The 23,231-nt window shown below is 38.3% G+C and carries 20 protein-coding genes; 3 read left to right on the top strand and 17 right to left on the bottom strand.

The genetic code is table 11. From position 1 onward, the window contains the following. Positions 1 to 106 precede the first annotated feature (106 nt). The 6 genes from IEE83_RS02215 to IEE83_RS02190 all read right to left on the bottom strand — a co-directional run bounded on the left by IEE83_RS02215 (position 107) and on the right by IEE83_RS02190 (position 8,177). Positions 107 to 832 carry a LytR/AlgR family response regulator transcription factor gene (locus IEE83_RS02215; protein ID WP_194118998.1) on the bottom strand — a complete coding sequence of 242 codons (726 nt, stop codon included), beginning with the start codon at positions 830 to 832 and terminating at the stop codon, positions 107 to 109. Further along, the gene (locus IEE83_RS02210) at positions 829 to 1,890 is read right to left on the bottom strand and encodes a sensor histidine kinase (protein ID WP_194118997.1); all 1,062 of its coding nucleotides are present in this window, start codon (positions 1,888 to 1,890) and stop codon (positions 829 to 831) included. The genes IEE83_RS02215 and IEE83_RS02210 overlap by 4 nt, the downstream gene beginning before the upstream one ends. 123 nt (positions 1,891 to 2,013) lie before the next feature. Next, positions 2,014 to 3,594, bottom strand: a complete 1,581-nt coding sequence (locus IEE83_RS02205) for a sulfatase family protein (protein ID WP_194118996.1) — start codon at positions 3,592 to 3,594, stop codon at positions 2,014 to 2,016. A gap of 128 nt (positions 3,595 to 3,722) precedes the next feature. Next, positions 3,723 to 4,886, bottom strand: coding sequence for a cellulase family glycosylhydrolase (locus tag IEE83_RS02200; protein ID WP_194118995.1), 1,164 nt, complete (start codon positions 4,884 to 4,886; stop codon positions 3,723 to 3,725). Positions 4,887 to 5,034: 148 nt separating this feature from the next. Beyond that, positions 5,035 to 6,090, bottom strand: a complete 1,056-nt coding sequence (locus IEE83_RS02195) for a family 43 glycosylhydrolase (RefSeq protein WP_194118994.1) — start codon at positions 6,088 to 6,090, stop codon at positions 5,035 to 5,037. A gap of 11 nt (positions 6,091 to 6,101) precedes the next feature. Further along, a complete protein-coding gene (locus IEE83_RS02190) occupies positions 6,102 to 8,177 on the bottom strand; it encodes a CehA/McbA family metallohydrolase domain-containing protein (RefSeq protein WP_194118993.1) in 2,076 nt (691 codons plus the stop codon). A gap of 538 nt (positions 8,178 to 8,715) precedes the next feature. On the opposite strand from IEE83_RS02190, the gene IEE83_RS02185 reads away from it, so the two are divergent. Both IEE83_RS02185 and IEE83_RS02180 read left to right on the top strand, forming a co-directional pair. Beyond that, positions 8,716 to 8,940 (top strand): hypothetical protein, encoded by a 225-nt coding sequence (locus IEE83_RS02185; protein ID WP_194118992.1) that lies wholly within the window; start codon positions 8,716 to 8,718, stop codon positions 8,938 to 8,940. Continuing rightward, a complete protein-coding gene (locus IEE83_RS02180; RefSeq protein ID WP_194118991.1) occupies positions 8,930 to 9,343 on the top strand; it encodes a putative toxin-antitoxin system toxin component, PIN family in 414 nt (137 codons plus the stop codon). Before IEE83_RS02185 ends, IEE83_RS02180 begins: the two co-directional genes overlap by 11 nt. A 144-nt stretch (positions 9,344 to 9,487) precedes the next feature. Here the strand turns inward: IEE83_RS02180 and IEE83_RS02175 are convergent, their stop codons facing one another. From IEE83_RS02175 to IEE83_RS02165, 3 genes are all read right to left on the bottom strand, one after another. After that, complete coding sequence (locus IEE83_RS02175) at positions 9,488 to 10,561, bottom strand: aminotransferase class V-fold PLP-dependent enzyme (RefSeq protein ID WP_194118990.1); 1,074 nt, start codon at positions 10,559 to 10,561, stop codon at positions 9,488 to 9,490. A 159-nt stretch (positions 10,562 to 10,720) separates the two neighbouring features. Then, positions 10,721 to 12,625 carry a phosphoglycerate dehydrogenase gene (serA, locus tag IEE83_RS02170; RefSeq protein WP_194118989.1) on the bottom strand — a complete coding sequence of 635 codons (1,905 nt, stop codon included), beginning with the start codon at positions 12,623 to 12,625 and terminating at the stop codon, positions 10,721 to 10,723. Positions 12,626 to 12,896: 271 nt separating this feature from the next. Further along, complete coding sequence (locus IEE83_RS02165; RefSeq protein WP_194118988.1) at positions 12,897 to 13,892, bottom strand: YheT family hydrolase; 996 nt, start codon at positions 13,890 to 13,892, stop codon at positions 12,897 to 12,899. A gap of 245 nt (positions 13,893 to 14,137) precedes the next feature. Between IEE83_RS02165 and IEE83_RS02160 the strand changes: the two genes are divergently transcribed. Then, entirely contained in the window at positions 14,138 to 14,329 is a 192-nt protein-coding gene (locus IEE83_RS02160; RefSeq protein WP_090339609.1) for a cold-shock protein, read from the top strand. Between the two features lie 60 nt (positions 14,330 to 14,389). On the opposite strand, the gene IEE83_RS02155 is transcribed toward IEE83_RS02160, so the two are convergent. The 8 genes from IEE83_RS02155 to IEE83_RS02120 form a co-directional block, all read right to left on the bottom strand. After that, positions 14,390 to 15,319: a polysaccharide deacetylase family protein gene (locus IEE83_RS02155; RefSeq protein WP_194118987.1), complete on the bottom strand. Its 930-nt coding sequence runs from the start codon at positions 15,317 to 15,319 to the stop codon at positions 14,390 to 14,392. A gap of 128 nt (positions 15,320 to 15,447) precedes the next feature. Beyond that, positions 15,448 to 16,869, bottom strand: a complete 1,422-nt coding sequence (locus IEE83_RS02150; protein WP_194118986.1) for a DUF4153 domain-containing protein — start codon at positions 16,867 to 16,869, stop codon at positions 15,448 to 15,450. Between the two features lie 145 nt (positions 16,870 to 17,014). Further along, on the bottom strand, positions 17,015 to 18,337 hold the full coding sequence (locus IEE83_RS02145) for a DEAD/DEAH box helicase (RefSeq protein ID WP_194118985.1): 1,323 nt from the start codon (positions 18,335 to 18,337) through the stop codon (positions 17,015 to 17,017). Positions 18,338 to 18,382: 45 nt separating this feature from the next. Beyond that, positions 18,383 to 18,856, bottom strand: a complete 474-nt coding sequence (locus tag IEE83_RS02140) for a hypothetical protein (protein ID WP_194118984.1) — start codon at positions 18,854 to 18,856, stop codon at positions 18,383 to 18,385. Between the two features lie 75 nt (positions 18,857 to 18,931). Next, positions 18,932 to 19,954 carry an aldo/keto reductase gene (locus IEE83_RS02135; RefSeq protein WP_194118983.1) on the bottom strand — a complete coding sequence of 341 codons (1,023 nt, stop codon included), beginning with the start codon at positions 19,952 to 19,954 and terminating at the stop codon, positions 18,932 to 18,934. A 304-nt stretch (positions 19,955 to 20,258) separates the two neighbouring features. Further along, positions 20,259 to 20,639: a co-chaperone GroES gene (locus IEE83_RS02130; protein WP_194118982.1), complete on the bottom strand. Its 381-nt coding sequence runs from the start codon at positions 20,637 to 20,639 to the stop codon at positions 20,259 to 20,261. A gap of 167 nt (positions 20,640 to 20,806) precedes the next feature. Then, complete coding sequence (locus IEE83_RS02125; RefSeq protein WP_194118981.1) at positions 20,807 to 22,267, bottom strand: MBOAT family O-acyltransferase; 1,461 nt, start codon at positions 22,265 to 22,267, stop codon at positions 20,807 to 20,809. Positions 22,268 to 22,270: 3 nt separating this feature from the next. After that, positions 22,271 to 23,215 (bottom strand): glycosyltransferase family 2 protein, encoded by a 945-nt coding sequence (locus IEE83_RS02120; RefSeq protein ID WP_194118980.1) that lies wholly within the window; start codon positions 23,213 to 23,215, stop codon positions 22,271 to 22,273. Positions 23,216 to 23,231 lie beyond the last annotated feature (16 nt).

The raw sequence follows: 23,231 nt of genomic DNA, 5'->3' as shown, positions 1-23,231 counted from the left end.
AACATTACTGGGCTTATCTTGCTATCTATCAGTGGTTAAAATAATATCAGAAAAGATAAAATATTACTACTGCGCATCAAATGCAACTCCTGCTAAAATTAAATAGTCAACCCCAACGCAGTAATAATTCCTTAAAAGCATCCTTGTACTGATCCCCTACCGAAATATTTGTAGAACCCAACTGGACAGTACTTTTCGTAATTGAATCAACCTTATCAATTGCTACTACAAATGACCGGTGAATTCTCATAAATCTGGAAGCCGGAAGTTTTTCTTCGATAGCTTTCAAACTACTTAATGAAACGACCGGATGGGTTGAATTAACTAAATGGATTTTGATATAATCTTTCAGCGATTCAATATACAAAATATTGTCAAAATCTATCCTGACTAATTTATAATCTGCTTTAACAAATAAATATTTATCATCCTGACTTTCCGGCAGTGCCTGATTTTGCACCAATCCTTCAAAATGATTCTTTGCTTTATTGGCAGCGCGCAAAAATTCCTCGTAGCCGAATGGTTTCAGCAGGTAATCCAGTGCGTCTACTTTATACCCTTCAATAGCAAATTGATTGTATGCGGTAGTGAAGATGACTTTCGGCGCAGAAATCGTCTGACTTAATACTCTGGCCAGTTCCATGCCATTTAATTCCGGCATTTGAATATCCAGAAACACAAGCTGAATGTCTTCTGAGTGAATGGCATTAAGTGCCTGAACAGCATTTGAGTATTGTCCCTTTAAATCCAGAAACGCTGTTTGCTTAATAAAAGCGCTGATCAGGCCAAGTGCCAACGGCTCATCATCGACGGCTATACAATTTATTTTCATGACATATCAATTTGCAACTCGATAAAGAAATTATTTTCGGCCTTGTTATCCTCAATGGTAAGCTTATGCTTCCCTGAATATAGCAAATCCAGTCTTCTTTTTGTATTAGTCAGACCAATTCCACCACTATCCATAGCCAATGCATTCTTTTCGTGAAAGACGTTATTTTGAACCCGAAGTTGTAATATATCATTTTCCACTTCAATTTCTATTAAAATAGAAGTTTGCTGAAATGCGCTGATTCCATGTTTGAATGCGTTTTCGATAAAAGGCAACAGCATCATGGGTGCAATCGAATAATCTTTCAGCAGCTTGGGTTCATGAAAAATCACTTCCGTACTTCCATGCAGCCTCAGTTTCATCAGCTCGATATAATCTTTCAAAAATGAAATCTCATTATTTAAAACCGCTTTGTCGCTCTGTGTTTCATACAACAGATAACGCATCATTCTCGACAATTTTAGCAAAGCATCACGGGACATGGTAACGTCGGTAAATGACAATGCATAAATATTATTCAGGGTATTAAAGAAAAAATGCGGATTTATCTGTGCTTTCAGAAATGAAAGCTCCGAGCGTATTTGCTGTTTTTCCAGATCTTCCCGAAGCAGTGCATCACGCTGCCAGCGTTGAATTACGGCCAGACTGGTACTGATTCCCAATACCAAAAGTACGGTCATGAGTGCAAAACCATCCAAAATTCCTCTTCTGCCAGGTGGGCCGGGTCGTCTCATGACATGACTCATGGCCTCAGAAACATGAAGCCAGTTTTCAATATTGTAGAGCAGATAAAGTGCTACTGGCGTGGCAATTATAATCCAGAAAGTATAGGGAGCCGGATTATTTTTAAGCAAATATTTAGGTACGAAATAATATGAATTGACATAAAATAAAATCACCAGAATACACAAATGAGCCGTTTGTTTGGCCCAAAAAACACCTGGCAACTTTACGTTCCATGTCAATGGATGATAAAATATCAAAGTAAAACCAAACAACGCCCAGGCAAGTACGTGGACGAAAATCGTTACTACTTTTTTTGATTTTCCTGTTATCATTTTTGTCAGTTTAAACAGCAAGATTAACAGGAATCAAAACAGAATCAAACTCTACACGATACATGGATTATTTTTCATGACAGACAGGTTATTAAAATGGAAGAACCAGTTTTTAAAATATGTTCAACGACTACCTCCGGCTTCTTTGATCTTTGCAAGTTCCTCGGCCATCAGTTTAACCTTATTCGGATATTGACCTGCCAGATTGGTTTTCTCGCCAAGATCTTTACTCAAATCATACAACTGTGGTTTGGAGTCATTTCCCAGCTCAGTACCGGTAAGTTTATTAAACGGTTCATTATTATTTGGTTCAATATATTTCCAATTTCCTTTTGTAAATGAAAGTGCGCCACCTTGCTTCACAATACTTTCCCGCCCTATTTTATCTTTTCCAATTAGCGCATCCATTACCACAAAACTGTCGGTCGCATCGGTGTCTTCAATTTTTTGCTGAAAAAATTTGGCGAACGATGATAACAGATCAATCTGGCAAATTAATGCATTTGAAACCGTTCCAGGTTTGATCACTTCCGGCCAGCGTGCCAGCCAGGGCACACGGCTTCCACCCTCGAAAGCGCTGTATTTACCGCCACGCAAAACGCCGGCAGGTTTGTGTCCGGCTGCCAATTCTACCGCTTTATCGGCATAACCATCATCCAGTACCGGACCGTTATCACTCGAAAAAATAACCAATGTATTTTCTTCCAGGTCAAGTGCTTTAAGTTTTTTCAGGATTTCGCCAACCGTCCAATCCATTTGTAAGATCACATCACCACGCAATCCCATTTTACTTTTTCCCTTGAATTCCGTACTTGGCATTCGTGGAACGTGAATATCATTTAGTGAAAAATACAGGAAAAAAGGATTTTTCTGATTCTCCTCGATAAACTGTTCTGCTTTACTTAAAAAAACATGGGCAATTTCTTCATCTGCCCAACGCGCCTGTTTCCCTCCACTCATAAAACCAATCCGGCCAATACCATTCACAATCGTATTATTATGCCCGTGATCCGGGGAAGATTGTAATTTCAATAATTCAGGATTCTCTTTCCCCGTAGGCTCTTTCCCAACTTTTTCTTTATAATTAACCTCGATGGGGTCTTCTTTGTCGTAGCCAACAATGTTATGATTTTCAATAAAAACAGTTGGAACTCTATCAGACGTCGCCGGAAAAAAATAGGCATAATCAAAGCCAACCTCATTCGGGCCAACTTGAAGCGATTTGTTCCAGTTGATATCTTTACCGGGTGATCCTAATCCCAAATGCCATTTCCCAACAGCTCCGGTTTTATAACCTGCATTTTGAAAAACCTGCGGCAATGTAATTTTGTCAATGGGAATTATCAGCGAAGCATTTCCAGGCAAAACACCGGTTCCTTTTTTTCGCCATGGGTAATTCCCTGTCATTAATGCATAACGTGAAGGTGTACAAGTTCCAGAAGTGGTATGTGCATTTGTAAATTTCAACCCTTCTTTGGCAAGCCGGTCAATATTAGGTGTACTGATTTTGGTAGCTCCATATGAACTCAAATCTCCATAACCCAGGTCGTCAGCATAAATAAATATGACATTGGGTTTTTGCTTTTTTTGTGCAAAAATAGTTGACGAAAACAGCGTGGAAATAATTATGAAAAAAGTAAAAACTTTAACCGAATGATTCTTAAATCGAATTGTAGGTATAACTGGTTGAGTAATTAACTTCATAAAAATGCGGCTTAATTAACTAATTGACAGGGTTCAGATTTATTTCAAACTTAATGTCAAATATAAACTTAAAAAATAAATCCCGTGACAGGTTTTAGCCGTCACGGGATCTCAATATTCAGGAAAACTTACTTACGTGCTGTAAGTTGTTTTATCAGGTCGACTTCTGCTTTTTTATATGGCGTTCCATCTTTTCTGAAAATATCGTGAAACCAAAGTGGTGGTTCACTGGTATACGTTTTTTTCCAGCTTTCCCATGGATAAATGGTTTGTGATTTACCATCAACCAATCCCCAGTTGATCGCACCCACATTATATTTCTTGGCAATTGGTAAAGAAGTTTCGAAGAAACTGCCATTCCCGCGCGACATATATTCAGTACAAATTATTGGACGATCATATTGCTGCAATTGTTTGATTCGCTTTTCAAAATCCTTCGCGTCTTCATAGTTATGGAAAGTAACCACATCCGATTCATCGATGCTTGCCTTTTCGATTGGTTTCAAAGTTTCGTGTGAAGTCCAGTCGCCTGCCCAAACGCCAGCAGTTAATGGTTGTTCAGGATTTACAGATCTTGCCCAGCCAAAAGCTTTTTTCATAAGTGGCAATACGTAATCCACTTTATTAGGAAGTTCAATTTTTCCATACGAACTGTTATTTGTATTATCCGGCTCATTCCAGATATCCCATGCCAAAACGCGATCGTCGTCAGCAAATTTTTTCACAACACCTTTTACATATCGTTCCAGGCGAGGATATTGCGTACTGTCTTTCAAAGCGTCATAACCCGGACTTTGTACCCATCCTGAATTATGAACGCCCGGCTTTGGCGCGCGTTGTGTTCCTAATTTTGGAAAAGGATCCCAGCAGGAATCGAAGATCACGAAAACTGGTTTGATTTTATGTTTATCTGCAATGGTAAGGAAAGTATCCAGTCTTTTCAAAAATCCGGTAGAATCCTGCTGCCATAAAAGATCGTGAAGATAAACCCGCATCGTATTCATGCCAATTCCTTCTGCCCAGCCCAATTCTTTATTAATTGTTGCAGTATCAAAAGAAGCTTCCTGAAACATTTCAAGCTGATTGATGGCTGTGCTTGGTAAAAAGTCGGCACCAACAATCCAGTCTTTTTTGCCATACCATTCTTTGGCCTGCTCTTTTGTCCAGATTTCTCTGGATTCTGATTTTTGTTCTGTTGAGGTTTCTTCCTTTTTTTCCTCCGCTTTCTTCGCGCAGCTTTGGAAGGAAAGGCCAATAAGTAATGCCCAGACTGTCGTTTTTAATAATTTCATTTATAAAGATTTAGAGTTGAAATTTAAGTTTTAAAAAGGGGGTTCACGCAAAGCAGGAAAGAAAAAACGCTAAGATCGCCAAGTTTAATCTTTGCGTACTTTGTGTTTAAACCCCGGCGTCCGCTTTTTTTGCTTTGTGTGAAATTCCTTACAATTTGAAAAAAGGCCCTTCATGCTCTTCCATACTTGGTTCTGCGTTTAAAATTTCCGGCCAACCATCTTTCCAGGTTACTTTATCAAGCATTAAAAACCTGCGATTAGCTCCGCTTGATACCGTTGGATTTTTCACATCGATTGCATGATACAACATCCAATCAACTCCGTTGGAATCTGTTATCAACCGGGAGTTATGTCCGGGGCCTGCGATATTTTCGGTTCTGTGTACCAACACCGTCCCTGAACCTCGTTCCCGCAAATCTTTTCCTTCTTTATCCAGATAAGGACCAAAAAGATTTTTCGATCTGCCAACGCGTACATTGTATCTGCTTTTGGCACCGTCACAGCAATTTTCTCTTGATCCAAAAAAGTAATAGTATTCACCACGTTTATGAATCATAACCGCTTCAAAATCTCCGGCCGCTACTTTAATTTTCTTGTTTAGATCAGGAATTGATTTTCCGTCATCAGACATTTTGACGCCATAAGTTCCTTGTGTCGGCGCGTCACTGTAACTTCCCCAAAACAGATACTTGCTGCCATTATCTTCGATAAAAAACGGGTCGATTGAATTTGGAACATTAACCTCGGAGCTTAAAAGTAATTTTCCATGATCCTGAAAGGGACCGGCAGGCGAATCTGCAATGGCCAAACCAATTCCCGGATTTGGATCTCCCCAGGTTGAATAGGCATAATACAAATGATACTTACCATTTACTTTCACTACTTCCGGAGCCCAGATTCCTCCTTTTTCTTTCCAATCAGGTTTTGTCAAAAAGGCATCTTTTAGAAAAGTCCAGTTAGTCAGATTTTTCGAACGAACTACTGCGACCAGGTGTCCCGGATTTCCATCACCCCAATTATCCTGCGTTCCGTAAGCATAAAACCAGCCATCATCTGCTTTGATTACCGACGGATCTGCAAGAATCGGTTCGAAAACAGGATTGTGATATCTGTTAGAACTTTCCTTTTTAACATCAACCGTTTGGCAGAAAACATTTGCCGAAAAAACGGTTAAGACAATAATGAACGCCAATCGTAATTTCATATTATTAATTTTTATTCAAGCCAAACAGTTTGTGTAAAAGCTCCGTTTGCGGCTACGTCCCAAATTTCCAGTCTCACCCATTTTCTGTTTTTAAGAATGGGAGAAAAATGAAAAGTCTTTTGTCCGAATGCCTCTGTATCATTTAAATTAACAACCTCACGAAAAACTTCTTTTCCGTCTCCTGAAATTATATCAGCTTTATTTAAAGGGAAAGTCCAGCTGGTTTCGAGAACAATATCCGCAGTTCCTTTCGCATCCAGTTTTACACTTTCACCCGATTTTTTGTTATTAATCTTAAAAACAGGCAACAAAATCTCTCCTGTTGTAGAAAAAAACTTCCCTGTTTCCATTGCCGTTAAAACGGGCTGCCAGCCTTTTTTATATTCCGGCATTTCGTCGAGTTGCAAATAATTGATATTCATATGGCCATAAAGTTCATACTCAGGCTCGATCCGGAAAAGATCTGCTTCAGCGATTACATATTTTTTTTGTCCCCAATTGGCCATATCATCCATTAAATCAAATGCTCGTTTTCCTAATTTATCCTGTGATAAATCGGCCGGCAGTGCTTTCCATGCGGAACCTAAAAACCGGTCCGATTTAAAAAATGCTTCATCCTTATATTGATCAGGAAAACCGGTTGACCCTTTTGTCCTTGCATGCGCCGTCCAGGCCAGTCCTTTTTCAATTTCCAGCAATTTCAGCATATCTTCCTTATTACCTATCCTGTACAATCTGCCAAATTCTGGATGGTCCTCTACAAAGGGATCATCCTTACCTCTTGCCATAACCCAGTAAACAGGTTTTGGAAAAATATTCATCCAGTGTCCACCGAAAAAATTGTTTGGTTCTTCACCAGGTAAAAGGAGAAAATTACCACCAGACAATCTGGCGCATTCTTCAAAAAGCGTTTTTTGTTCCAGCCATCTTTTCACCTCCGGCCCTTTCGGACTTCCCGGTCCGTGGAATTCTCCCAAATGAACAATGTTGACACCGGTATTTCTAAACGCTTTTACAAAACCCGGCATTTCAGGCATTGGCTTGTGCGTCAAAACATCGTCGACATGTTCCTGATGGAAATGGCTTGCCATGGTATAATACCCTTCCAACGGTTTGTAAGTATCCTGATGCGTAAAAGCTTTTACTTTTTCCAAAACTTTTCCATCCTTTTCAGCACTGATCAGACAGAAAAAATTTAGCTTTTGCTCTGTTCCCGGAGGCGCGTTGAACCAGGGAACCCAACGCCTGTCGCCCAGCATATCGTTCCTTATCCCGATTCCGTAACCTGGAACTAGCGTTCTGTAATTATTTCCAAACCAGGTAAAATTCAGATTATAACAGTTGTCGAGCGGATAAAAATATTGATGCGGCGCAGGAAAAACAGCCAGACTCCCTTCTTTACTCTGGCCAATAATTGTCCGGTATTTCACTTCAAGCTCTTGTCCTTCTTCTTTTCCATCCAGTTTTTTATCCTGAATATATTGCTGCGTATCCGACCAGAATATTTTCTCCCAGGGCGATTGTTTGCTTACCAATCCGGCATCATAAATGATAGCAACAGAATCACGTTTTGTGATTAAAGCAGCTGCGATATTCAGCAGCGGACTTCCGTTATATAAAGTGATATCAACTGATCCGGAAAATGGGCCGGCAGTAGCACCATCCACTTTTATCTGTGTACGCGAGCCTGATGAAATTACTTTCACGCCACTTTTTAAAAGTTTTACAGTATAGGTCTCATACGGCAAATAAGCAGTTTTATCGAAAAAGATATTCCAGCCATTTTGCGATATCAAATCTCTTTTTCCAACATTGATGATAAAGGCCGGATCAAGATCTTTGGAAACAATATGAGGAATGTTGTTTTCAATAACCTGGATTGTGCTTAAAAGTGGTTTTTCCGTTCTTAAATCAAAAGCGATTTTACCACTTTCCAAAGTTCCGGTTGGCCAACTAATGGTTAGTATATTGTCTTTGACTTCAATCTGTGCCTTACCTTTTTTATCAAAACTTTTTAAATCAACTGGTACTTGCGCAAACGATGACATACAGCTTATTAGCAATAGAAACAAAAAAAGGTTTTTCATGAGGAAATGTTGTTAGGAATCGTCTTGATTGAGTAGTATTCGATTTACAAATTACGAATAGGCAATTGATGAAATATGGATAAAATACCATAATCCCCATGGGTGATGCCAATAAATAAAAACACCAATTCCCATGGTTGATAACAATGAACAAACACCCCATTCCCAAGGGCGATGCCCACGGCTAAGATATTTGAGTCCGTTGGACTCGTTGCATGAGCTAAAATCCCGGAGATTTGGGAAGATTAAAAATGATTTTACAGGTTGATGCATTTAGATTACGAATGCAGTTTCAAAGTTTTCCGTCCGCAGGATTTAAAATGAAAATTTAAGAAATATTAATCCTGATTCGTTTTTTAAGAAAGTATAAAGCTAATTATATATTCCTATAATGATATTTTTAAATAAATTTAATTATATTCTCATGTGAAGAAACAATTATACATGGAGTATTTGACAGACATTTCAAATTGACAGCTAAGACATTACAGAAGACTATTTTGTATATTTGTTTAAGTAACTAATAATTCAAATTATTATGGATAGAATTATTTTAGAGGTCGACGACAGTTCCGCAAAAAAATGGATGTACGCTTCACAGGACAAAAAAGAGCATCTCTCAAAAAGCATCGGGCAATTAATTGACAAAAGTTTGTCGGCAAGCGACGACGACTTTTGGGAATTTGTAAATAAAATAAGTGAAGAAGCAAAATCTAATGGTTTAACCGAAGAGAAACTTCATCAGCTATTGAATGAGGAATAAACCACGTTTTGTTTTTGATACTAATGCACTTATTAGTGTTGCACTTTTACCAAAAAACGTCAATAAATTAGCGTTAAAAAAAGCTGAGGTAATTGGAGATATTGTCTTTTCAAACGAAACGCTTTCAGAATTAAAATCTGTACTAATAAGAACCAAGTTTGACCGATATGTAACATTAATTGAACGCCTGGAATTTTTAGATCGCCTTGAAGCCCGGTATCAAAAAATAAATGTGACGAGTAATTTTATGGATTGCAGGGATAGTAAGGATAACAAATTTTTGAATCTTGCATTTGATTCGGAAGCTGCGGCTATAATAAGCGGTGATAAAGATTTGTTAGTACTGGATCCTTATAAAAATATACGAATTTTGAATGCCACAGACTTCTTAAATCTGTTTTAAATCAAATTGGTTTTTTGTATTTGGAACCAACAGCTTTGTTATTACAAAGGATAGAAAAATTACTATTTCCGTCTCGAAGGCTATAAAACAAAAAAGCGCAAAACCGGAAATCGGCTTTGCGCTTTTTAACTTAAAATATTGTGATTATAAAGCTTTCAACTCCTGGATTAACGACTGGACTTGTTCCAAAGATGTGGCCGGGAAATTAGCAATCCGTAATTGAGACGATTTAAACTGGCCATAACCGCTTCCAATAACCATTCCTTTTGCTTTGATTGCTTTAATAATATCAGCCGATGGCTGTTCTGTATTGGTTACAATAACCGTTTGAGATCTGTATTTTTTATCTTTTACAAAAGATGTAAAACCGTTCGTACTTTCAATAAACTTGTAAAGAAGATCTGCCTTTTGTTCAGTTTCTTTACGGATATTTTTCACACCGATTTTGTTAAAATCCTCCGCTATTTTGCCCAACAAATAAATCCCCATTACGTTTGGCGTCGCAGGTGTTTCATTGTTTTGTGCATTTTTCCAAAGCGTTGGCAAATCATTGTGCGCACCGATTGAATATTGTTTCTTGATTTCTTCGGATTTCCTCAAACATTTTTCATTCACAATCCAAACACCCAGCCCTGCCGGTAAACCAAATGCTTTCTGAACTGAGAAAAACGCGGTGTCGATTAAATTAAAATCAAGATCCGGATAAGGTGCAGACGATACAATATCCACTGCGATAAGTTTATCAGGATATTTTTGTTTCAGTTTATGAATTTCTGAAACCGGCATTTGCACACCAGAACTTGTCTCATTATGCGTTGTACAGATCAATTCTGCGTATTCAGGAACTACGATTTCAGAAGCACTGAAACCTTCACCCATTGGCTTTTCCTGACTGTGCGCATATTTGCACAAGCCAACAGAGTAATCATAGAATTTTTTCGAGAAAGATCCATTCACCAAATGAAAACTTTCAAGCTCCACACAACTAAATAAAATACGTTCCCAGGCTTCTGACGCAGAACCAAGAAATAATATGGCATGGGAATCGGGAACATTCAAAAGCGTACGAACCTGATCAACCGTAAATTTATGAAGATCACGATACTGTTGGCTGCGGTGCGAAATTGAACCCAACTGCTCACTTACAAAAGTCTGTAAATGTTTTTCAAATGTCGGGTAAAGCTGCGCGGGACCTGGTGTGAAAAATGTTAGTGACATTTTATTATGGCTGGAAAGTGGGTATCATTTTGGTGATAGGGGATTGTCATTTGTTGTCAGGGATTGTCATTTATTGTCAAGTATTGCCAACCTATAATGACTAAACCTGACTATAAATGACCACCCCTGACAATAAGTACTATTTTCCCGACCTGGATATTAGTACAACATTCTAAAACGAATTGTACCTTCTACTTCTTTTACTTCCTGAATAAATTCCTCTGTATATCCCTTGGCAATATCTACGATTACGTAACCAATTTTCTCGTTCGTTTTTAGATACTGACCTGTGATATTAATATTATTTTTCGCGAAAATGTTATTCAGTTTTGCTAAAACACCCGGCACGTTGGCGTGAATGTGAAGCAAGCGGTGAGAATCTTTCAGTTTTGGCAATTGTACTTCCGGGAAATTTACACTTCCGTAAGAACTACCATTGTTCATGAATTCCAGTAATTTTGAAGGAACAAAATGGCCGATATTTTCCTGCGCTTCTTCCGTACTTCCACCGATATGCGGTGTCAGAATTACATTGGGCAGTCCGCGTAATGCGCTTTCGAAAGATTCATCATTTGTTTTTGGCTCTTTCGGAAAAACGTCAACGCTTGCTCCTGCTACCTTTCCGCTTTTTACAGCTTCTGCCAAAGCCTCAATATCGACTACATGTCCGCGTGAAAGATTCATGAAAATAACACCGTCCTTCATCAAACTGAATTCACGTTTGCCAATCAGGTTTGCATTTTCCTTACGGCCATCTACGTGCATACTGATCACATCCGCAACAGATAACAATTCTTCGAGAGAATTGACTTTACGGGCATTTCCAAGAGAAAGTTTTTCAACCTCATCATAAAAATACACCTCCATACCCAATGCCTCAGCCACAACTGAAAGCTGAGTTCCGATGCTTCCGTATCCAACCATTCCCAGTTTCTTTCCGCGTACTTCAAAACTTCCATTCGCCGATTTATCCCAGATTCCGGCATGCATTTGATTGCTTTTCGTAACAATATTACGGATCAGCACAATCATTTCTCCCACAGCAAGTTCCACGACAGAACGCGTGTTGCTATATGGTGCATTGAAAACGGCGATACCTTTTTCTGCTGCTGCTTCCAGATCAATCTGGTTTGTACCGATACAGAAAGCACCAATGGCCATCAAACGATTGGCATTTTCCAGAACACGTTTCGTAATATTCGTTTTTGAACGAATACCAATAATCGACACATCCTTGATACGCTCACAAAGTTCATCTTCATCAAGCGCACCTTTTACAAATTCAACATTGAAACCCTGCTCTTCAAAAGCACGTAAGGCAACCGGGTGAACATTTTCAAGCAAAAGAACCTTGATCCGGCTCTTCGGATAAGACTGGCTTCTGCTCAATTTATTATCATATAAAAAATCGTCAAAAGAAGTGGCAATATGGTCTGCAACGGCAACTACTTTCGGACGCTCAACATTTTCTGTGAAAGCATAGAAACGGTTTGCAAAACCTGCTTCTTTTATCTGGTAATCGGTATAACCGTCACCAATGGCATAAACTTCGCCTACCAGTTTCAAAGAAGAAAGTAATTTTATTTTCCCTCCGTCCGTCGACAAAACATTTTCTTCGTCAATTCCAATGATATTTCCTTCTTCATCAAAACGGAATTCGTTGGCATATACATGATCCGCGCGCAGGCCAAGTTCTGTAACAACCGGGATAATAAATTCTTTAAATCCGCTTGAAACGATAAAAATATGGTCTGCATTTTCAGTCAAAAACTGTTTGTTGCGTTGAAAAGAATCAGAAACTTTGGTTTTCAAAAAAGAAACCAATTCCTCAATATTAGCACGGGTAGCCTTCAAAAGATCAATGCGCTTATGAAGTCCTTCCGAAAAAGACATTTCCCCGTTCATACCCATATTCGTCAGGTCAGCAATTTCCTGAACAATTTTTTCACGTTGCGGATGCCCTGTCAAAGCAATGGCAGCAAGTTCGTCCAGTCCTTCTACTTTCGTAAAAGTGCTGTCAAAATCGATAATGATATGCGGGGGATTAAGTGTTAATGTCGGCATGAAGCGGGAGATAACTGAATAAGTATCAAATTAAAATGTGAACGTTTCAAACGGTGAAATTTGGTTGAATTCCCAATTTTGTCACAAAATTACGAATCTGTTTTCTATGACCCTAAAAAAATGTTAATCTGACGCTTTTTATTATTGTTATTAGCGTTTTAAACAAATCATAAAAACGAGAATAATTCAACTCTAATAATTGTAAATCAATTCGTTATATTTTATTTTCTGATGTTTTGTCGATAATAATTATCGGGCATCGTACATATTCTTATAACAACATTTGGCTTCCAAGAAATTCCAATGCACGCAATTCTGACCAGTAATTGGTTTGGAATAAACCCGAAGGACGAAATCCGCAATGTCCTCCAAAAGCAGAGATTTCAAGTAAAACATTGGGAAATGTGTCAATCAGTTCCACCGGAAGGCTGTTTTCCGGAACGATAGGATCATTCGCAGCATTGACGATTAAGGTAGGAATGGTTATGTTTTTGACAAAAAACTTAGCGCTGCACATCTCATAATAATGATCAGCATTCTGAAATCCGTGAAGTGGTGCCGTGAAAATATCGTCGAAGTCGTACAACGTGTTTACAAATTTGAAATCAGATGAGTTAATATCACCTGGGAAATAAACGGCTTTTTGGTCAACCTTTGGTTTTAATGTGTTTAAAAATCTTGACTGGTAAATTCTGTTTTGAGGTTTTACTATTTCCAGACTGCATGCCTTCAAATCCATAGGCACGCTAAAAACAACCGCTTTTTTTATTCGTGGATCTATCTTAATATTTTCCTCTCCCAAATATTTCAGCGTCAGATTTCCTCCCAGACTAAAACCCACTAAATCAATATTGGAATAGCCTTTTTCTAAAGCATAACGAATAACAAGGTCCAGATCCTCTGTTGCGCCGCTGTGATAAAAACGCGAAGTTTTATTCATTTCACCGCTGCAACTGCGAAAATTCCAGGCAAGACAATCATAACCTTCCGCATTCAGAAACCGCACCATACCTAAAATATATTGTCGGGTACTATTTCCTTCCAATCCGTGTGAAAGAATTACTAAATTATTTTTTCCTTCAAAATCTTGTTTGTTCACCGCCAGCGACCAATCCAGATCCAGAAAATCATGATCGGGTGTAACAATGCGTTCCCGTTGATAATCAACGGAATTTATAGTTCGGAAAAGTGCCGGGTAAATGGTTTGCAGATGGCCATTGGGAAGCCAAAAAGGAGGATTATGGTTAGAACTTCTGACAACGGGCATGCTTACTCACGGATGACTTAATAAGGAAACAAAGAAACCGGATAAATGTTTTCAGAAGCTAAAAATTTAGAAAATATTTAAAATCTACGACCGTTTTTGAAGAATTTTCAATGCCAATTAAATAGTCTACCAACCCTATCGGAAATAATTAATTTTTACTTTTTCTAAATTAAAAAAACTTTTTCTCTTGCATATCCAAAACACGTTCGTATATTTGGTCTTCAAAATATATAAGAACAATACTAATGGCAGAAGGTACAGTAAAATTTTTCAATGATTCCAAAGGATTTGGTTTCATTTCTCCATCTAATGGAGACCAAGACATTTTCGTTCACGTTTCAGGTCTTCAAGACGATATCCGTGAAAATGACAAAGTGTCTTACGAAGTAGAAAATGGCAAAAAAGGTCTAAACGCAGTTAACGTTAAAGTTATCTAAGTTTAATCATAATATCATTTGGAAAGCCTGATATCGCGATATCAGGCTTTTTTTGTGTGTTTATCTTTTCTTGTCTATTTCTTCAAATGCCTTTTGAATTTCCGGATTTGATGGTTCTCCCCGCATTAGTTTTTTGCGTATTTCCCCATCAGGTATCCACCTGTAAATCCAGGAAAAGCCGTTTTTCCCATAATAATATAATGGTGATTTGTAAACCGGATCATTCATTGCCTCATCCAGACTTACAAATTTATATCTCCTCTTTTTCAATTCATTAACAATCACAGGAAGATAATCTGCATTCAGTTTGTTATCATGACAAAGGTAAATCTGGGCAATAGGCCGATCATAAGTTTTTATGGACAGACTGTCAAAGTATGAGAAAAGTCTTAAAGTAAAATCGACGTATTGCGCTCCTACCCACGATGCTTTTTTCTTATTTCCCTCCGCCAACGCTTTATCATACAAAATAGCGTGCAGCCAATCTTCACTCTCAACAGTATATGGAGTGGATATATATTTTTTTTCTTTCAAAAATTCAAGTGCTTTCGTTTGTTCCAGACTATCATTTCCTGCTCCGTTAAATGGAAATCTGAAATATCTTAATTCCTTGTGCTGCTGTTTTAGCAGTTCTTTGGTTACCACTTCACCTTTAAGAACATCATCTTTAAAAGCTTCAAATCCTGTATCAACATAATTTTTATGTGCAAATCCGTGATTTCCCGCTGTGATATAATCTTTAACCAACCAGCTTTTTAACAAATTTTTATTTCTTTCCAACACTTCGGGCTGACCAAGATTTACCTCATTGATGAAAATCGCAATCGGAATATGAAGTGAATCAAGCTTTTTTTGAAGTAAAGATGAAAAATGATCTGCCTCAAACAAGGCGGTATTTGGTACATCATCTATTGTGATCGCAACAGAGCGTTGCGCCATGGATACGTCTGTGGCGATACAAAAGATGAAAATGAGAAGTTTTCTTTTCATGAAAGTGGTTGATAAGGAATTACGAACTTACCAATTTCGTTACAGATCAACGTGAAATTTTGTAAAAGCAGAAGAAACCGGGTGAATTATTTCCATGGCTAATAGATTAATCCACCCTGATCTTCTGATTATCTTTTATATTTTCTCAACCACATTGCATCAGCCGTTTCAGCCTGCCAGGAAGTCGGCGTGCGCAGATTTATTATTTTATTTTCAACATCAGCCTTGTAAGGAATAATTCTTGGATCATTGGCTTCCAACAATTCACTCAAATAAGGAATCTGCGTATCACCAAGACCCAAAATATATCGTACATCCAGATACTGGGCATAATTTGGATTGTACCAGGTAATCAAACGATCCCAATCCACCAGTCCGAACGAGGTTATAACAAAATAGATAACCCAGGTATTCTGACGCAGCAAATACCAGTTTGTTTTCACTTTATAGATTTTAATAATTGTCAGATACAGACCTATACCGCTTAACAGCATTCCGATAAAAACGAAGATCCGTTTGTACGTCAGCCCAAAAGCATCAACGTAAAGTATGTTTTTGTAACAAGTGAAAAGAATTAGCAAACCATTTAAAATAATCCAGATTGTAGCCAGTTTCACCAGCTTATCTTTCTTTTCATAAAAATTCTGATTTTCCCGGAAATAATACATAATGAGTACGATGGCCGCAGCAATACTCAAAATAAGCACTTCGAATCCCTGATGAACCTGATCTGAATGCCCTATGGGATGATGATTCAGGGAAGGGAAAAATATTTGTAAAATATTAAAACCAAGAAAAACAGCTATCAACGTATTGAGCATAATAAACATAATAACGCCTTGCTTGTTTTCATAAAACAAACCCATGATTGTAAACTTTTTCCCTTGCAATTTGCCTTGATGCCTTTCCAGCAAGTTTGGTTTTGATGAGTCCCAGGCCACAAGCGGACCTGGTTTTCCAGGAAAAAATAAAGGACAGATGATAATACAACCAAATAAAGTATACGCTATCCAGCCTCCGTCAAACTCCCATTCAGGAAAGTTTATTGACAGAAAAAAATCAGGATTTACAGCGCCATATAGTAGGTAGAAAATAGCTGTAACCGAGATTGGCGCGATGTACAGAGTGGTTTTTCTGAAAGCCAAATGCGACTTGTTTGACGTAAAAATGGCATTCACTAAATCTACAAAACCTCCGTAAACTGTTATAATAAAGCTGTAAAAAAAGCTACGATACAGACTGTTGATAAAGGCTATCGGCAAACTGCTTTTGGATGACACAACGTACCCGGCAAGCACATAAAATGACAAGTGATATACGGCGGTACTAAAAGGATAACTGTGCAGAGAAACAGCCAGGGCTGCAATAAGATGACCACAAGCCGCCATCCACCATAATTTTTCATTTGCCAGTCGGTGATAAATTGTTACAATCCCGACTGTCACGGCAGAAAACAAAAGTGCATTGACACCGGTGCCATAATCAAAAAACAAATAAGTATGCAGCACGGCGAGTGCAATCCAAAGCAGATAAGTACGAATTTTTGACATGAGAAGTAAGTTTTAAAAGTACTTTGTATTGCAAAGTAAATGCATTTAAAATTATAAATACAACTCAGCGCAAATATTTATTTATAAAAAAAGGACACGATCATTTTTTGACCGTGTCCTTCAGCGTAATATTTTGTTCCGAATTTTATCTCGCAACTTCAATTTTAAACTTCTTCCCTTTCATTTTTTCCTCCGAAATCAGGCTCAGCATGGATTTAACCTGACTTTTCCTGACAGCTGCAAAGGAGATATTATCTTTCACTTCAATCAATCCAAGATCCTGTTTTTCCAGTTTTCCCTTTTGAATTAAGAACCCAACAATATCCATTTTATTCAATTTGTTTTTCTTACCTCCACTGATATAAATCGTCGTCCATTCGGATGGCGCTGGTAAGGTAAATTTTGCCGGTAAATCAAGAACTTGTGGTTTTCTGACAATATATTCTGGTAAAACTTCGTCAGAATTCAATAAAATATATGCAGTTCCTTCCGTCAGCATACGGGCTGTACGACCGTTTCGATGTCTGAATTCATCTGCTTTTAATGGAAGTTCAAAATGTATAACGTGCTTCATATCAGGAATATCCAAACCACGAGCAGCTAAATCCGTGGCAGCCAGATATAACACCGACCCGTTCCGAAAACGGATTAAAGTCCGCTCTCTTTCTTCCTGTTCAAGTTTTCCATGGAAATAAGCACAGTCAATTCCCTCTTCTTTTAAAATGGTACTAAGCCGCTCGACAGACTCCCGAAGGTTACAGAAAATAAGCGTTGATTCCGATCCAAGAAAACTCAAAAGCTGAACCAGTTTTTCTGTTTTATCTTTTTTGTCGGACAAAACAAGTTTTACTGTCAGACCGCTTTCCTGATTTTTATTAGCGATAAAATCGAGTAAAACAGGATTTTTTACACCAGTAAATGAAGGTACTTTCGAACCTTCCGTTGCTGAAACCAAAATTTTCTTTTTCAGTCCGCGAAGATTGCCCATAATCTCCGCCATTTCATCCTGAAAACCGAGTTCAAGCGATTTATCAAACTCATCCAGAATCAGCGTAGTGATTTTTCTGGTTGTAAAAGTTTTGCGAAAAATATGATCCATTAATCTACCTGGCGTTCCTATCAAAAGTGCAGGAGCTTCACTTAAACTTCTGATTTCGGTCTGCATATCATGACCTCCATAACAACAGGTCACTTTAAAACCGGTTGACATTTTTCGCCAAACGGATTCGATTTGTAATGCTAACTCTCTGGTTGGCACAATGATAATACATTGCACATCTGTTATATCTTTTTGCAGAACCGACATGAGGGGAAGTAAAAACGCAAGTGTTTTTCCTGAACCTGTCGGGGACAACAAAAGTATTTCTGAATTTTCTTGAATCGCAGTATTTGCTTCCTGCTGCATTTCATTTAACGCAGCGATTCCCAGCCCTGATAGCGTGGTTTCTAAATTTTCCTGATTTGACATAACACAAAGGTACTTTCTTCTGTTGCCAAATCCGTATAGTTATATTTATTTCAGTTTTATTGTGCCTTTAAATTCCTGTTTCTGGTTGTATAATACCAGCCCCAGCAGCTTCCACTGATGTTCTCCCGTCACATTGTAGTTGATAATACCATTTTTTATTTCAGTATAAGTCAATTCAGGATTCCATCCATGTCCTGATATCAGTCCGGTTACCAGGATCTTAGAAGACAATTGTCCGGTGTAAGTAGTGTCTTTTTTGTAAACGTAGCTGAGGTCCAAATGAAAGGAAATTGCATTTTCCAGATTATGTTTTTCAACCACTTCATTTTTTTGTAATTGATATCCGCTATTCTGATCATTAACAACCGAACCCTTAATAAAAGAAAAAATCCCTATGACAAAAATGATGGTAGAGACCATTCCCATTTCTTTCAAAAACAATTTTAAAGCACCGAATGCAATCAAAAGAAACCAGACAAGCATTCCAATATTAAACAGAGACCATAAAAGGTAAATCATTAATAAACTGATTAGAGAGGTTGGAAAAAGTAAAGCAGCCGTATTTTCGGCTGCTTTACTTTTATATTGAAAAAATTATTGCGGAAGTCTATCCCTTCCCTGACGCTCAAACATCCACTGCGGATATTCTGTGTTCAGCATACTAATATCATACAATTGCGCCAGATCAGATTGAGACAAAGAAACAGTTGTTGCCGCTATATTATCTTTTAATTGTTCAGGTTTTTTGGCTCCGATAATTACACTGGTAACGCTTTTTTGATTTAATAACCAGGCCAAGGCTATTTGTGCAACCGACACGCCATGTGACTCTGCAATTGGCTGAATTACCTCAATTATATCGTATGCTTTTTCCTTATCAATTGGTGGAAAATCAAAATTGTCACGGCGATTATCTCCCGAAGTTTCATTATTTCTTGTATATTTTCCAGAAAGAAAACCACCTGCAAGCGGACTCCAAGGCATTAATGCAAGATTTTGATCTTCCATCATTGGAATTAATTCACGCTCCAGATCACGACCGGCAATGGTATAATAATGCTGACAGGCCACAAATTTTGTCCAGCCATTTTTCTCAGCAATTCCATTCGCCTTCATAATTTGCCAGGCCGCGTGATTACTGACACCCAGATAACGCACTTTTCCGGAACGGACAATATCTTCCAATCCGCGCATTGTTTCTTCCAAAGAGGTATAAGCATCCACACCATGAACGTAAAAAAGATCAATATGATCCATATCAAGACGGCGCAAACTGTCATTTACGGAATCCATAATATGCAATCTTGACAAGCCGATCTGGTTGGCACCTGGCGCCATTCTTCCTCTGGCTTTCGTGGCCACTACCACTTCACTCCTGCTGATTCCCAGATCCCTGAATGATTTTCCAAGTATTTCTTCGGATTTACCATAAGAATAAACGTTGGCTGTATCAAAGAAATTAATTCCGCTATCGAAGGCTGTTTTAACTAATGCATTTCCTTCCTCCTGTTGAAGCTTACCAATGGCTTCCCAATATCCATCACCACCGAAAGTCATGGTACCGAAACATAACTCAGAAACCAGGACACCAGTATTTCCTAAAAACTTATATTTCATGATAGTCTGTTTTTGAATGAATACGATTACTGGCCTTAAAATTAAGGTTTATTTCAGGAGAGCAATATTATTGTTTGAACAAATCTTAGGAGCGAGAGTGACGACGACGTCATCATTTATTATGTAACAAGACAAAGTATAACAGAAACAGCTATCAGCGATGATCTTTTTTATTAGTATGGAATACGATATAACTTCAACTAAAACAGAAATCTCTCCCTTCAAAAAAATTAAGGGAGAGATTCAAATAAAGGTAAATTAATTCTTTGCTTGAAATAATAGTCTTTGTGATACAGATATATTATCATTCAAACAAATCCTCAGACCGATCCAGCATCAAAATAGACCCTTGCGGTACGATCACATATTTCTCGCCATCATATTCCAGATCGATCGCATTTCTTTGCAGATAAATAGCAATATCTCCTTCCTTGGCCTGTAAAGGCATATATTTTAGTTTTTCTTCTGATTCTTTCCATGGCTCATCTTCGGATGGCGTAGGAATTGGATAACCCGGACCCACTTTGATTACATAACCGCTTTGAACCTGCTCCCTTTCGGTAACTGTTGGCGGCAGATACAAACCGCTGTTGGTGCGGTCGGTAGGACTTTTGGGTTTTATCAAAACGCGATCTCCTACGATGATCAATCTTCTTAACCGGTTGTCTGCTGTAACTTCGTACATATCTATAAATCTGTCGCAAGGCGACGTTAGTTTCTAATTCAGTTAAAATGCAATGTAAAAAATAATACTAGTCCATTTTTCTGTCAGCTTGGCAGAAATTAAAGACGCGATTCGTCAAACTTTTCAAAATCCTCTTTGAAAATCTGACACTAAAACTTATCAGTAAATCAAAACTGGAAGTAAATAAACTGGTTTGTTGTAACAACACCCAGGAAATAAGTGAGGAATGAAAGTGTGATAAAAAGGACGAAAAATCCGGTCGTATTTTTTGTAGGGATGTTTTGATAATAGTGTTCTTTAAGCAAAAGAAATAACATCAAAAACACACAGAACCACATTTCAACCTGATTGAAGGGTGTTTGTATTTTATCAGCAAAGGATAATGTTGGGATTTTTTTCAGAATTACGAATGAATTTCGGAGGTTATTTCGGAAAAATATCCAGGCTATTGTTACCAGAATAAATGTGGTTAAAACACCAAGCAATCTTGAAACTGCATTATCAGGAAATGAAATTCCTGCTTTTTTCATCCATTTATCCCGTAATGCGGCTGTAACCTGATACGTACCGTGCAGACCGCCCCAGATTACAAATTGCCAGCTTGCGCCGTGCCATAACCCGCTGACCAGAAATACGATAAACTGGTTACGATATTTATTAAATTCTCCTTTTCTGTTTCCTCCCAAAGGAATATACAAATAATCACGGAACCAGGTTGACAAGGAAATATGCCATCTTCCCCAGAATTCGGCTACCGATCTGGCTTCATATGGAGAGCGAAAATTGTCCATCAATGTAAAACCCATAACCCGGGCTGCGCCGATAGCGATATCCGAATAACCTGAAAAATCGCAGTAGATCTGGAAAGAATAAAAGACCATCGCAGTCACAATGGTCAATCCGTTTTGCTCTGCCGGATTTAGATATGCGAAATCTACAACTTGTGAAAGCCGGTCAGCGATTACGATTTTTTTGAAAAAACCGAATGCCATTTGTACCAACCCTGACTTTACCTGTTCAAAATCATACTTGAAATAAGAATGAAACTGATACAGCATATTCTGTGGGCGCTCAATCGGGCCGGCCACAAGCTGCGGGTAAAACATGACATACAAAGCGTAAATACCAAAATGTTTCTCAGGTTCCTGATTTCCACGATACACTTCAATGGTATAACTCATCGCCTGGAAAGTATGAAAGGATAAACCGATGGGTAGAAGAACATGACCCACATTATTAACCATCCAACTTAAAATCGGCTGTGGAATTACTCTTTCCAGATGCGGAATTACCGGCCGGAAACCAATTAATTGCAACGCGTGATTTACAGAATTTTCCAGAAAATCGTAGTATTTAAAAAAACAGAGAATTCCGATATTCGATATTAAACTGATAATCAGCAGTAATTTCTTCTGTTTCTGATCCTGGGTTTTTGCGATCCAGATTCCTGCATAATAATCAATAACAATGGTACCAAACAGGATCAGAATAAAAACCGGTTTGAAAACCATATAAAAATAACAACTCGCTGCCAGCAGAAGAATCCATCGTCCGCGCCACGACAGACTGAAATAAGCCAGCGTGACAACAATGAAAAAAACCAGAAACTGTATGGAATTGAAAAGCATTCGTTAAATATACTCGCGGTTAATAATCTCTTCTTTAACGATATACAAAGGACGATTTTTTGATTGAAAAAAGATCCTGAGCACATATTCCCCAATAATACCTAGCGCCAGAAGCTGCACGCCGCTGAACAGAATGATCACAAAAAGCAATGCTGTGAAACCTTCAATTACCTGGACAAAGAAAAGTTTTTTGATTACAACAATGATAAAATAAACCAGCGAAATCAGAATGGCCAAAACGCCCATTCTGCTCATAAACTTTATTGGAAATTCACTGAAATTAAATATTCCGTTGTATGCCAGTCCAAATAATTGCTTGAAGGAATATTTTGATTCGCCTGCTACACGCGCGTCACGTTCATATTCAAAACCCGTTTGATTAAATCCTATCCACGAACGCATACCACGCAAATACCGGCTTTCTTCCGGCATTTTATTCATCACATCCACAACACGGCGGCTGATTAATGCAAAATCTCCCGAATCAAGCGGAATTTCAACATAAGAAATCGAACGCAGCAAGCGGTAAAACAAATGATATCCGGTTTTTTTGATAAAACTCTCTTTTCGTTTTTTCCGGACTGCATAAACCACATCATTGCCTTCCTGCATTAATTTGTAAAAATCAGGAAGAAGTTCTGGCGGATCCTGTAAATCGCCGTCAATCACAAATACAGCCTCACTGCCGCGTGCCGATGCAATACCAGCTGTTAACGCAAGCTGATGACCATGATTTCTTGACAAAAATACACCATGATAACGCTCGTCCGTCAAGGCCAGCTGACGAATACGCAAAGCTGTGTCGTCCCTGCTTCCGTCATCAATCAGCACCACTTCAATCGTCAGCGGACTGGAATCCATTAATGCGCTGAGACGCTGAATCAGTTGAGGAAAAGACTCTGACTCATTGTACAACGGGGCAACAATAGATATTTGCGGGGTTTTCAATATGCTTTTTTTAAAC

This window comes from Dyadobacter subterraneus (assembly GCF_015221875.1).
GTDB classification, from domain to species: domain Bacteria; phylum Bacteroidota; class Bacteroidia; order Cytophagales; family Spirosomataceae; genus Dyadobacter; species Dyadobacter subterraneus.
Note: the sequence above shows the minus strand (reverse complement) of the source record. Positions and strands in the feature narration are given on the sequence as shown.

Excerpts from the sequence above, each read along its gene's own strand:
- IEE83_RS02215 (WP_194118998.1), bottom strand. The coding sequence starts at position 832 with ATGAAAATAAATTGTATAGCCGTCGATGATGAGCCGTTGGCACTTGGC.
- IEE83_RS02210 (WP_194118997.1), bottom strand. The coding sequence starts at position 1,890 with ATGATAACAGGAAAATCAAAAAAAGTAGTAACGATTTTCGTCCACGTA.
- IEE83_RS02205 (WP_194118996.1), bottom strand. The coding sequence starts at position 3,594 with ATGAAGTTAATTACTCAACCAGTTATACCTACAATTCGATTTAAGAAT.
- IEE83_RS02200 (WP_194118995.1), bottom strand. The coding sequence starts at position 4,886 with ATGAAATTATTAAAAACGACAGTCTGGGCATTACTTATTGGCCTTTCC.
- IEE83_RS02195 (WP_194118994.1), bottom strand. The coding sequence starts at position 6,090 with ATGAAATTACGATTGGCGTTCATTATTGTCTTAACCGTTTTTTCGGCA.
- IEE83_RS02190 (WP_194118993.1), bottom strand. The coding sequence starts at position 8,177 with ATGAAAAACCTTTTTTTGTTTCTATTGCTAATAAGCTGTATGTCATCG.
- IEE83_RS02185 (WP_194118992.1), top strand. The coding sequence starts at position 8,716 with ATGGATAGAATTATTTTAGAGGTCGACGACAGTTCCGCAAAAAAATGG.
- IEE83_RS02180 (WP_194118991.1), top strand. The coding sequence starts at position 8,930 with ATGAGGAATAAACCACGTTTTGTTTTTGATACTAATGCACTTATTAGT.
- IEE83_RS02175 (WP_194118990.1), bottom strand. The coding sequence starts at position 10,561 with ATGTCACTAACATTTTTCACACCAGGTCCCGCGCAGCTTTACCCGACA.
- serA (WP_194118989.1), bottom strand. The coding sequence starts at position 12,625 with ATGCCGACATTAACACTTAATCCCCCGCATATCATTATCGATTTTGAC.
- IEE83_RS02165 (WP_194118988.1), bottom strand. The coding sequence starts at position 13,892 with ATGCCCGTTGTCAGAAGTTCTAACCATAATCCTCCTTTTTGGCTTCCC.
- IEE83_RS02160 (WP_090339609.1), top strand. The coding sequence starts at position 14,138 with ATGGCAGAAGGTACAGTAAAATTTTTCAATGATTCCAAAGGATTTGGT.
- IEE83_RS02155 (WP_194118987.1), bottom strand. The coding sequence starts at position 15,319 with ATGAAAAGAAAACTTCTCATTTTCATCTTTTGTATCGCCACAGACGTA.
- IEE83_RS02150 (WP_194118986.1), bottom strand. The coding sequence starts at position 16,869 with ATGTCAAAAATTCGTACTTATCTGCTTTGGATTGCACTCGCCGTGCTG.
- IEE83_RS02145 (WP_194118985.1), bottom strand. The coding sequence starts at position 18,337 with ATGTCAAATCAGGAAAATTTAGAAACCACGCTATCAGGGCTGGGAATC.
- IEE83_RS02140 (WP_194118984.1), bottom strand. The coding sequence starts at position 18,856 with ATGATTTACCTTTTATGGTCTCTGTTTAATATTGGAATGCTTGTCTGG.
- IEE83_RS02135 (WP_194118983.1), bottom strand. The coding sequence starts at position 19,954 with ATGAAATATAAGTTTTTAGGAAATACTGGTGTCCTGGTTTCTGAGTTA.
- IEE83_RS02130 (WP_194118982.1), bottom strand. The coding sequence starts at position 20,639 with ATGTACGAAGTTACAGCAGACAACCGGTTAAGAAGATTGATCATCGTA.
- IEE83_RS02125 (WP_194118981.1), bottom strand. The coding sequence starts at position 22,267 with ATGCTTTTCAATTCCATACAGTTTCTGGTTTTTTTCATTGTTGTCACG.